Origin of the sequence: Actibacterium sp. (assembly GCF_041584535.1) — a bacterium.
In the GTDB taxonomy this organism is placed as follows: Bacteria; Pseudomonadota; Alphaproteobacteria; order Rhodobacterales; family Rhodobacteraceae; genus Actibacterium_D.
This window is the reverse complement of sequence record NZ_JBFHDW010000080.1, coordinates 1-9,480: the sequence shown is the minus strand read 5'-3', so window position 1 is coordinate 9,480 and position 9,480 is coordinate 1. Positions and strand designations below refer to the sequence as shown.

11 protein-coding genes are annotated in these 9,480 nt (G+C 63.4%); 4 read left to right on the top strand and 7 right to left on the bottom strand.

The annotated features are described in order from the left end of the window. Nucleotides 1–256: MaoC/PaaZ C-terminal domain-containing protein (locus ABYW26_RS05870; protein ID WP_372603856.1), on the top strand; the 256-nt coding region annotated here is incomplete at its 5' end. Here ABYW26_RS05870 and ABYW26_RS05865 read toward each other — a convergent pair. From ABYW26_RS05865 to ABYW26_RS05840, 6 genes are all read right to left on the bottom strand, one after another. Next, the gene (locus tag ABYW26_RS05865; protein WP_372603855.1) at nucleotides 246–1,163 is read right to left on the bottom strand and encodes a rhodanese-related sulfurtransferase; all 918 of its coding nucleotides are present in this window, start codon (nucleotides 1,161–1,163) and stop codon (nucleotides 246–248) included. The genes ABYW26_RS05870 and ABYW26_RS05865 overlap by 11 nt on opposite strands. Before the next feature lie 53 nt (nucleotides 1,164–1,216). Continuing rightward, the gene (gene arfB, locus ABYW26_RS05860) at nucleotides 1,217–1,633 is read right to left on the bottom strand and encodes an alternative ribosome rescue aminoacyl-tRNA hydrolase ArfB (RefSeq protein ID WP_372603854.1); all 417 of its coding nucleotides are present in this window, start codon (nucleotides 1,631–1,633) and stop codon (nucleotides 1,217–1,219) included. A 278-nt stretch (nucleotides 1,634–1,911) separates the two neighbouring features. Next, nucleotides 1,912–2,535: a queuosine precursor transporter gene (locus ABYW26_RS05855; protein ID WP_372603853.1), complete on the bottom strand. Its 624-nt coding sequence runs from the start codon at nucleotides 2,533–2,535 to the stop codon at nucleotides 1,912–1,914. Nucleotides 2,536–2,632: 97 nt separating this feature from the next. Then, complete coding sequence (mepA, locus tag ABYW26_RS05850; protein WP_372603852.1) at nucleotides 2,633–3,526, bottom strand: penicillin-insensitive murein endopeptidase; 894 nt, start codon at nucleotides 3,524–3,526, stop codon at nucleotides 2,633–2,635. Next, a complete protein-coding gene (locus ABYW26_RS05845) occupies nucleotides 3,523–4,866 on the bottom strand; it encodes an MFS transporter (protein ID WP_372603851.1) in 1,344 nt (447 codons plus the stop codon). Before ABYW26_RS05845 ends, mepA begins: the two co-directional genes overlap by 4 nt. A gap of 75 nt (nucleotides 4,867–4,941) precedes the next feature. Then, nucleotides 4,942–5,472, bottom strand: coding sequence for an acyl-CoA thioesterase (locus ABYW26_RS05840; RefSeq protein WP_372603850.1), 531 nt, complete (start codon nucleotides 5,470–5,472; stop codon nucleotides 4,942–4,944). A 131-nt stretch (nucleotides 5,473–5,603) separates the two neighbouring features. Here ABYW26_RS05840 and ABYW26_RS05835 point away from each other — a divergent pair, with 131 nt between their 5' ends. The 3 genes from ABYW26_RS05835 (at nucleotide 5,604) to yaaA (ending at nucleotide 8,776) form a co-directional block, all read left to right on the top strand. After that, entirely contained in the window at nucleotides 5,604–5,891 is a 288-nt protein-coding gene (locus ABYW26_RS05835) for a YggT family protein (RefSeq protein WP_372603849.1), read from the top strand. A gap of 69 nt (nucleotides 5,892–5,960) precedes the next feature. After that, nucleotides 5,961–8,003 carry a DNA helicase RecQ gene (gene recQ, locus ABYW26_RS05830; protein ID WP_372603848.1) on the top strand — a complete coding sequence of 681 codons (2,043 nt, stop codon included), beginning with the start codon at nucleotides 5,961–5,963 and terminating at the stop codon, nucleotides 8,001–8,003. Beyond that, nucleotides 8,003–8,776 (top strand): peroxide stress protein YaaA, encoded by a 774-nt coding sequence (gene yaaA / locus ABYW26_RS05825; protein WP_372603847.1) that lies wholly within the window; start codon nucleotides 8,003–8,005, stop codon nucleotides 8,774–8,776. The genes recQ and yaaA overlap by 1 nt, the downstream gene beginning before the upstream one ends. Here yaaA and ABYW26_RS05820 read toward each other — a convergent pair. After that, nucleotides 8,761–9,480: response regulator (locus ABYW26_RS05820; RefSeq protein WP_372603846.1), on the bottom strand; the 720-nt coding region annotated here is incomplete at its 5' end. The genes yaaA and ABYW26_RS05820 overlap by 16 nt on opposite strands.

The window sequence follows — 9,480 nt, the reverse complement described above, 5'->3', positions numbered from 1 at the left end:
CAAGGTCGCCCGCGCCGCAGGCTTTGATCGGCCCTTGCTGCATGGGCTGTGCACGCTGGGCCATGTGGCGCGGGTGATTGCCGGTCATACCGGCGGCGATCTGACCCAGCTTGAGGCGCGGTTCTCGGCCCCGGTTTTTGCAGGGGATGCGCTGACGGTCGATCTATGGACCCAGCCGAACGGCGTCGCTTTTCGCGCCAGATCAGCGACTGGGGCGGTGGTGCTGAATCGCGGGTTCGCGGGCTTCAGTCTTTGACCAGGACCGCGCCGATGTGACGTTCGCCCCGCGCCTTGGCCAGAGTGATCTGGCGCTGGCGTTCGCGGAACCGTTCCTTGCGGGCGTCGTCATGTTCGTCGATGCACTGGTGGCAACTGACGCCTTCCTCGTATTCCGGGCGCTTCAGATCCTCGGGGAACAGCGGGCGGCGGCAGGCACGGCACAGGCTGTGCGGACCTTCGACCAGCCCGTGACCGACCGAGACGCGCTCATCAAACACAAAGCATTCGCCGTTCCACAGGCTTTGATCCTGCGGCATGTCTTCGAGATAGCGCAGGATGCCGCCTTTCAGGTGGAACACGTCATCTATCCCCTGACCCAGCAGGAAATTCGTCGATTTCTCGCAGCGGATGCCGCCGGTGCAGAACATGGCGATGCGCTTGTTGTGAAAGCGGTGCTTGTTCTCTTCCCACCACGCGGGGAATTCGCGGAAGGATTTGGTGCCGGGGTCGATCGCGCCTTCGAATGTGCCGATCTGCACCTCGTAATCGTTGCGGGTGTCGATCACCGCGACGTCGGGCTGCTGGATCAGATCGTTCCATTCCGCCGGGTCGCAGTAATGGCCGACGCGGGCGCGCGGATCGACATCGGGCTGGCCCATCGTCACGATCTCGCGCTTCAGCCGCACCTTCATCCGGCCGAACGGCATTTCGCGGGCGGTGCTTTCCTTCCACTCGAAATCATGACAGCCGGGCAGGGCGCGAATATGCGCCAGAACCGCGTCGATCCCGGCGCGCGGGCCAGCGATGGTGCCGTTGATGCCCTCGTTCGCCAATAGCAAAGACCCCATGACGCCACCCTTTTGGGCAACAGCCAACAGACCCCCGACCAAGGCGGCGGGATTTTCAAAGCGGGTGAAGTGATAAAGCGCAGCGACTGTAAACATGGGCGCTGTCTTACGCCGCAAACCGGGGCGCCTGCAAGCCCTGCGCAGGGCGGTCAATCGTCGATCTTGCCGCGCAACGCCTTGACCTCGCCCCGCGCCTTTTTCGCCTCAAGCCGCCGCCGGATCGAGCCCTTGGTCGGCTTTGTCGGCACCCGCCGTTTCGGCGTGACCAGCGCGGCGCGGATCAGTTCGGCCAGCCGCTCGCGGGCGATTTCGCGGTTGCGGGCCTGATGGCGGGTTTCGTCGCACTGGATCAGGATCGCGTCGTCCTTGGTCCAGCGCCGCCCGGCCAGACGTTTCAGCCGCCGCTTGACCGCATCGCTGAGCGCGGGCGAGCGCCCGGCCTCGAACCGCAGATCGACGGCGGTCGAGACCTTGTTCACATTCTGCCCGCCGGGTCCGCTGGCGCGGGTGAACTGTTCGGTCAGCTCCCAGTCCTGAATGACGATCTGATCGTTGATCCGCAGCATGGCGCGCTTGTTCCGGTGGTGAATGGGGCGACTGTATCGCAAATCGGGCAAAGGAAAAGGGCCGCCCAGATCAGGCAGCCCTTCGAGATCTTTGGGAGATGGTCCAGTTAGAGCCATGCCCAATCCGAGGTGTTCGGTCCGTCAGGTTGCTGTCAGACCACGGCCCCCCTGACTGTTCTGATCCCTCTCTCCAACATCACTCTAGACACTGGACCACCTCCTTTCTGCTGCTGCCGTTAGAGGTAGGGTGCCATATATTTAGTGTTTGTCAAAACTTTTTACGCCACCCGTGCCACCATGCGCCCAACAATTAGGCGAAATGGCACAAGTGCGACCAAAGCAAGCGACAGCTTGACCAGCCAATCGGCGGCGGCCAGCGATACCCACAGCGGCACCAGCGGCCCAAAGCCGATCATCGGCAGGATTTCCCCGGCCCAAGAGACATCGTTGACCGGCTCGATAAAGCTCAGGCTGGCGGAAAACGCGATAGTAAAGAAGATCGCGGTATCGACCGACGAGCCGACCAAGGTCGAGGCCAGCGGCGCCCGCCACCATGCGCTGTCACGAAAGCGGTTGAACACCGAGACGTCCAGCAGCTGTGCGATCAGGAAGGCCGTGCCCGACCCCAGCGCGATGCGCAGTGTCACCAGAGGGCCGAATTCGCCCATGATCTGGGTGCCGATGAACGAGCACAGGATGCCGACCGCGAAACCGGCCAAAACCACGCGACGGGCCGCTTTGGCGCCGTAAACCCGGTTCATGACATCGGTGACAAGGAAGGTGAAAGGATAGGTAAAGGCGCCCCAGGTCAGCCAGTTGCCGAACAGGAATTGCACCAGAATGTTTGCGGCCACCACAATGGCAGCCATGGCGATAACGCCAAGAATTAGTCCGCGGTTCATTTTGTGATCCGTTTTGTCAAGGTTGCGGAGACTTGGCCCACCCGTGTGGCGGACGCGCTCCTCTACTCCTGACTCGGGGTGAAATCAAGCCCGACGGTTATTGCGCCGCCAGCACCCGCGCGCATTGGCTGGGCAGATCGGCCATGGTGTAATCGCGCGCGCCGCGTTTTTTCGGGGCGGGCTTGGCCGGTTTTGGTGCTGGCTTCGGCGGGGCAAGGTATTCGGTGACCCACCAGTTCAGCGTTTCGTCACAGCCATCGCCGCCTTTTGACAATTCGTCCACGGTCGGGCGCTGGGTGGCACAGGTGGTCACGCCTTCGGGGCATTTCAGGCGCACATGAAAATGCGTGTTATGGCCATAAAGCGGCCGGATCTTTTGCAGCCACGCCTTGTCCGCGCGCTGTGCGGTCTTGCACATCTCGATCTTGACCGGGGCGGTGACGAAAATCCGGTCTACCGCCGGGTCTAACGCGGCAGCCTTCAGAATTTCGTAATGGGCGCGGGTGTAATTGTCGTTCACGCTGCGCTGGTCGTCGCTGCGCAGGTTCAGCGAGCTGATATTCTCGCGCTCGGTTCGGGACAGGTTCAGACGCTTGGGCGGCAACATCCAGATATCGGCATCCAGCCCGATTTGATGCGAACTGTGACCGCTGCTCATCGGTCCGCCGCGCGGCTGGCTGATATCGCCGACATAAAGCCCGGCCCAGCCGAATTGGGTCGCCTGCTGGCTGAGCCTTTGGATAAAGGCGATCATGTCCGGGTGGCCCCAATTGCGGTTCCGGCTCAGGCGCATGGCCTGCCAGGTCGGCCCGGTTTCCGGCAATTGCACCAGACCAGCGCCACAGCCCTTGGCATAGGTTCCGATCGGCTGAGGCTGTTGCTTTGACGCCACGGCCATCGCGCCGAACAGCTTATTCGCCTTCTGTTCGGCCGCGGATGCGGTGCCCGCAAGAAAGATCAGAACAAGAGAAACAAGTAATCTGCGGCTCATACCTTTGCCTGTTCGCCGTCTGGTTTCACCCAGCGTAGCAGGAACAGGCCAATAATAAAGAGGGCGATCAACGGAGTGATCCCAACTTGCTGAGATCCGCTCAGATCAGTGGCAAGACCGATGGACAGCGGCGCGATGAACGACGTCGCTTTGCCCGCCAGCGCATACAGGCCAAAGCCTTCGGTCTCGCGGCCGGGCAGGGCCTGACGCACCATCATCGTGCGGCTGGCCGATTGCAGCGCGCCGCCCGCTGCACCGATCAGCGCGCCCAGCACGTAGAACGCCACATCGGGCAGGGCCGATTCAGGGTCGACCGCCACGCCAAACACGCTTTCGCGCGAGACATAGACGATTGAAATCGCCACGGCGGTCAGCACCAGCACGTTGGCGACAATCACCGGTTTCGGGCCGAAATGGTCATCGGCATGGCCGCCGATCCACGCGAAGACGGCGCCGGTGATCGCGGCGATGATGCCGAAGATGCCGACATCCACCGGCGACCAGCCCAAAGTGCCCGCCGCATAGATCCCGCCGAAGGCATACATGCCGTTCAGCGCATCGCGGTAAAACATCGACGAGCCAAGATAGGCGAACAGGCTGCGGTTTTCGGGCAGGTGCCGCAGCGTGACCTTGAGTTCAGGCAGCGCACAGCGCACGGCCTGACCAATGCTCAGCGTGCCGGCTTTGCGCGGCTCGCGGACCCACAGGAAGAACGGTATCATGAACACGATATACCAGATCGCGGTGAACGGCCCGACGGCGCGGGTGCCCTCGCGGCTGGCCGGGTCCAGCCCAAACGCCGGGTCCAGCCCGATCAGGGTTTTTCCGGTCTCGGTGTTTTCCTGAAACAGTGTCAGCATAAGCGCCAGCGCGATCACCCCGCCGACATAGCCCAAGGCCCAGCCATTGCCGGAAATCCGGCCGATTTCCTCGCGCGTGCCTAGGTCGGGCAGCATCGAGTTGGTAAAGATCGTGGCGAATTCCATGCCGATCAGGCCGATGCCGAAGAAAATCAGGATCGTCACCAGATTAAAGTCGTCGGGCACAGCCAGCCACAGCCCGGTCGAACCAACCACATACATCAGCGAAAACAGCCAGATGAACTTGCGTCGCCCGCCGGATCGGTCGGCAATTGCGCCCAAAATCGGCGCCAGCACGGCGATGATCAGACCGGCAAAGCCGACGCCGTAACCCCATGCGGCCTGCGCCTCGGTGCCCGAGCCGACAAGCTCTTTCACATAGGGGCCGAAGATAAAGGTCAGCAGCAGCGTGTTGTAGGGCTGCGAGGCCCAATCGAACAGATACCAGCCCCAGATACGCCGTTTGGCTTTCGGATTCATCCCGTGCCTCGCCCCTATGTCCCTTGTGGCGTTATGGCCTGCGAATTGTGAATCACGCAAGCGAAACCCGCGGCTTTACAGTTCGGGCGGCCACGGGCGCTGATTTTCCGCCGCGCTCCATGCCTGCACCCAGTCGGGCAGCGTCGGCGAGGTCTCGCCCCAGCCCAGCGAGCCTGCAATCCGCGCCGGCGGCACGATGCCCTCCGCACCCGCCGCAGCGATGCGATACAGGCCCTGATTGGCACAGACATCGCCATGCCACATTGATTGCAGCACATAGAAAAACCGGTTGTCCCAGCCGATCAAAGTGCTGCGCATGTCGATGACGTCGAACACCTTGATCCGCTTGCGATAGCGCAGCGAGTTGCCCGCAACTGCAAGGCCCCAGTCGTTCTGTTTATTGATCACCCGCATCCCCAGACGGCTTAGCATCGGCACGCGCCCCAGATCATACAGGGTCAGCGTCCGGCCATTGTTCAGCTCGTTCCACAGGTCCAGATCCCACGGCCAGCAGATATGCCGGGAATAATGGGTTTCGCCCAAGGTCAGCCGCTCGGACTTGCGGTGTTTGTTCATTTCCTTGGCCAGTCGAAAAAACGGATACATGCGCGGGCTCCTTTTAGGGGCTGACTCATCGTGCCGCGCGGGGATCGTCAAGCACAAACGCGACGTAAACCGGTTGTCACCGGTGGGTTTGGCCCTTACCTGTGGGCAAACACTGCGCAGATAGGTGCCGAATGTATGAGATTTACCGTTTTCTCCAGCTGATCCTGAACGTGGTCTACTTTGTGATGATCGCGCATATCATCCTCAGCTGGCTGTTGTCGTTTCAGGTGCTGAACCCGCGTCAGCCCGGCGTGGCACAGATTTGGGACGGGTTGAACCGCCTGCTTGAGCCGATCTATCGGCCGATCCGCCGTGTGCTGCCGAATACCGGCCCGCTGGATCTGGCGCCGCTGGTGGCCTTTGTCGTGGTGATCGCGCTGCAAAGCATTTTCCTGCCCGCGCTGTTCGGCCTGCGCTAACGGGGTTGCCGCCCCGCGCCCGACATGGGATTGTCCGCCAAACCGAGCAGACAATAACCGACAGGGCCCATGCCGCGCACAGATGAGCTGTTAGCCTCCGTCTTTGGCTTTTCCGGGTTTCGCCCCGGACAGGCCGAAATCGTCGATGCCGTGATGGCCGGGCGCAATGCGCTGGCGATCATGCCGACGGGTGGGGGCAAATCCCTTTGCTTTCAATTGCCCGCGCTGTGCCGCGACGGGGTGACGGTGGTGATTTCGCCGCTGATCGCGCTGATGCGGGATCAGGTGCGGGCGCTGCGCGAGGCGGGTGTCGCCGCCGGGGCGCTGACCTCGGGTAATACCGAAGATGAAACCGACGCGGTGTATCGCGCGCTGGACGCGGGCGAGCTGAAGCTGCTGTATATGGCGCCTGAACGGCTGGCGGCGGGTGGCACGCTGAACATGTTGCGCCGGATCGGCGTGTCGATGATCGCCGTGGACGAGGCCCATTGCGTCAGCCAATGGGGTCATGATTTCCGCCCCGATTACCTGCGCATCGGCGATCTGCGCCGGGCGCTGAACGTGCCGCTTGCGGCCTTCACCGCCACCGCTGACGCCGAAACCCGGGACGAGATCGTCACCCGGCTGTTCGACGGCCAACCGCCCGAGATTTTCCTGCGCGGCTTTGACCGACCCAACATCCACATGGCGTTCGAGGTCAAGGACACCCCGCGCCGTCAGATTCTGGCCTATGCTGCGGCGCGCAAGGGACAGTCCGGCATCGTCTATTGCGGCACCCGCGCCAAGACCGAAAGCCTTGCCAAGGCGCTGCGCGACGACGGCCATCTGGCCCGCCACTATCACGGCGGCATGGACCCGGCTGAACGTCGCGAGGTCGAGACCCTGTTCCAGACCGAGGACGGCTTGATCGTCGTCGCCACCGTGGCCTTTGGTATGGGCGTCGACAAACCCGACATTCGCTGGGTCGCCCATGCCGACCTGCCGAAATCCATCGAGGGCTATTATCAGGAAATCGGCCGCGCCGGTCGTGATGGCGCCCCGGCCGAGGCCTATACCCTGTTCGGCCCCGAGGACATCCGCCTGCGCCGCGCCCAGATCGACGAAAGCCTCGCCCCGCCCGAACGCCGCTCGGCCGATCATGGCCGCCTGAACGCGCTGCTGGGTCTGGCCGAGGCGCTGCAATGTCGCCGGCAGACCCTGTTGGGCTATTTCGGTGAACAAATCGCGCCTTGCGGCAATTGCGATCTGTGCACCACCCCGCCCGAACTGTTCGACGCCACCGAGGCCGTGCGCAAGGCGCTGTCCGCGATGCTGCGCACCGGCGAAAGTTTCGGCGCCGGGCATCTGATCGACATTCTGGTCGGCAATGACACCGACAAGGTGCGCGCCCGCAGCCATGACATGCTGCCGACCTTTGGCGTCGGGCGCGAATTCGACAAGCGCGGCTGGCAGGCGGTGTTCCGGCAGATGATGGGGCACGATCTGGCCCGCCCCGACCCCGAACGCCACGGCGCCCTGCGCATGACCGAAGCCGCCCGCCCGATCCTGCGCGGCGAGGCCGAAATCACCCTGCGCCGCGACACGATCCACAAGGCCAAGGCCGGGCCGGTGGTGAAAACGCTGGTCTCGGACGAGGACGCGCCGCTGTTGTCGGCGCTCAAGGCCCGCCGCCGCGCCTTTGCCGAAGAGGCCGGTCTGCCCGCCTATATGGTGTTCAACGACCGCACCCTGATCGAAATGGCCGAAACCCGGCCCGAAACTCTGGACGCGATGGCCCGGATCAACGGCGTCGGCGCGACCAAGCTAGAGCGCTATGGCGCGGCGTTTCTTGAGGTCATCACCGGCGGCGCCCCGGATGAGGTGCACCCGATGCGCCGCAAACTGGCGGGCCGTGCCGCGGGCGATGTCTTTGACCGGCTGTTGCAGGCGCAGGCCGATCTGGCGCGGGGCGAGGACGGTATGGAAAAGCCGCTAAGCTGTTCGTCATCGCAACTGGCCAAGCTGGCGGAATTGCGCCCCGCCAGTCTGGACATGATGACCCGGCTGCTGGGCGACCGGCGGGCCGAACGGTTCGGCGCCGCGTTTCTTGATGTATTGCACGAGGGGGGATGATGCTGGTTGTTGTGTCGCCAGCCAAACGGCTGGATGAAACCCGTCCGGGCCGGGCCGAAACGCGGCCGGATTTTGCCTCGGACGCGACCTATCTGGCTGGGGTGGCCGGGGATCTGGGCGCGCCCGCGCTGCGCAAGCTGATGAAGATCAGCGACAATCTGGCGCGCCTGAATGCCAGCCGTTTTGTGCAGTTTCAGGCGGACCCCGACCTTGGAACCCTGCATCGTGCGGTCGATATTTTCGCCGGGGACACCTATGCCGGGCTTGAGGCCGCGACGCTGAATGACGACGCGCTGCGCTGGGCGCAGGGGCATTTGCGGATCTTGTCGGGTCTTTACGGGCTGCTGCGCCCGCTGGACGGAATTCAGCCCTATCGTCTGGAAATGGGCAGCCACCTGTCCACGGACCGGGGCCGCAACCTATATCAGTATTGGGCCGACCGGCTGGCGCTGGCGCTGAACGATGCGGCGCAACAGGTTGGGGCCAAGGCCCTGATCAATTGTGCCTCGGTCGAATATTTCAGCGCGGTCGATCCGGCGGCGCTGAAGCTGCGGGTGGTGACGCCGGTGTTCATGGAACAGCGCGGCGAAGAGGCCAAGATCGTCAGCTTTTTCGCCAAGAAAGCCCGTGGCGCGATGGCGCGGTTCATTGTCGAAAACCGCCTGACCGACGTGGACGCGATCCGCGAATTCGACACCGGCGGCTATCGGTTCCGCCCGGATATGTCCGAGGGCGACCGCTGGGTTTTCCTGCGCGATTATCCCGAAGCCTGAGCCACTTCATCCCTGAATAGCGGCTCGCACCCGTCGGGCAGATAGCGGCGGATCATGTCGTGAATAGCTTCTTTTTTCAGGGGCTTGGTCAGGTAATGATCCAGACCGACCGCCAGAATATCCTCGGCATCGCCCTGCATCGCATGCGCGGTCATCGCCACGATCGGCACCGGCGCGGCGCCTGACGCGGCCTCGGCCTCGCGAATGGCGCGGGTGGCGGTTTTGCCATCCATTCCGGGCATCGAAATATCCATGAAGATCAGATCGGGACGTTGATCGGCGAAGGCTGCGACCGCCTGCGCGCCATCCTCGGCAAAGCCAAGCGCGATGTTCAGATCCTTAACCATCTTGTCGAACACCAGCCGATTGGTGCGATTGTCCTCGGCCGCCAGAATGCGCATCGGGCGTGGGGTGACGGGGCCGGACGCGCCTCGCGATGGCAGCCGCGCGATTGCGTCATACAGCGTGCGCCGCAGCACCGGCTTGCTAAGCACAGCGGTCAGCGCCGCGCGGGCTGCGTCATCGCGGATCGCCGACGGGTTCGAGCTGAGCAGGATCACCGCACCGTCAAACCCCCGCTCGCGCAGCGCCAGCGCGAATTCGGGACCGTCCATGCCGGGCATCTGGTGATCGGTCAGGATCAGATCGGCTTGCGCCCCGTCCGCCAGTGCCTGCAAGGCATCGGCGGCGCAACGGTGGCTGCT

Excerpts from the sequence above, each read along its gene's own strand:
- ABYW26_RS05835 (WP_372603849.1), top strand. The coding sequence starts at position 5,604 with ATGTATGAGATTTACCGTTTTCTCCAGCTGATCCTGAACGTGGTCTAC.
- ABYW26_RS05865 (WP_372603855.1), bottom strand. The coding sequence starts at position 1,163 with ATGTTTACAGTCGCTGCGCTTTATCACTTCACCCGCTTTGAAAATCCC.
- ABYW26_RS05840 (WP_372603850.1), bottom strand. The coding sequence starts at position 5,472 with ATGTATCCGTTTTTTCGACTGGCCAAGGAAATGAACAAACACCGCAAG.
- ABYW26_RS05845 (WP_372603851.1), bottom strand. The coding sequence starts at position 4,866 with ATGAATCCGAAAGCCAAACGGCGTATCTGGGGCTGGTATCTGTTCGAT.
- mepA (WP_372603852.1), bottom strand. The coding sequence starts at position 3,526 with ATGAGCCGCAGATTACTTGTTTCTCTTGTTCTGATCTTTCTTGCGGGC.
- yaaA (WP_372603847.1), top strand. The coding sequence starts at position 8,003 with ATGCTGGTTGTTGTGTCGCCAGCCAAACGGCTGGATGAAACCCGTCCG.
- arfB (WP_372603854.1), bottom strand. The coding sequence starts at position 1,633 with ATGCTGCGGATCAACGATCAGATCGTCATTCAGGACTGGGAGCTGACC.
- ABYW26_RS05855 (WP_372603853.1), bottom strand. The coding sequence starts at position 2,535 with ATGAACCGCGGACTAATTCTTGGCGTTATCGCCATGGCTGCCATTGTG.
- recQ (WP_372603848.1), top strand. The coding sequence starts at position 5,961 with ATGCCGCGCACAGATGAGCTGTTAGCCTCCGTCTTTGGCTTTTCCGGG.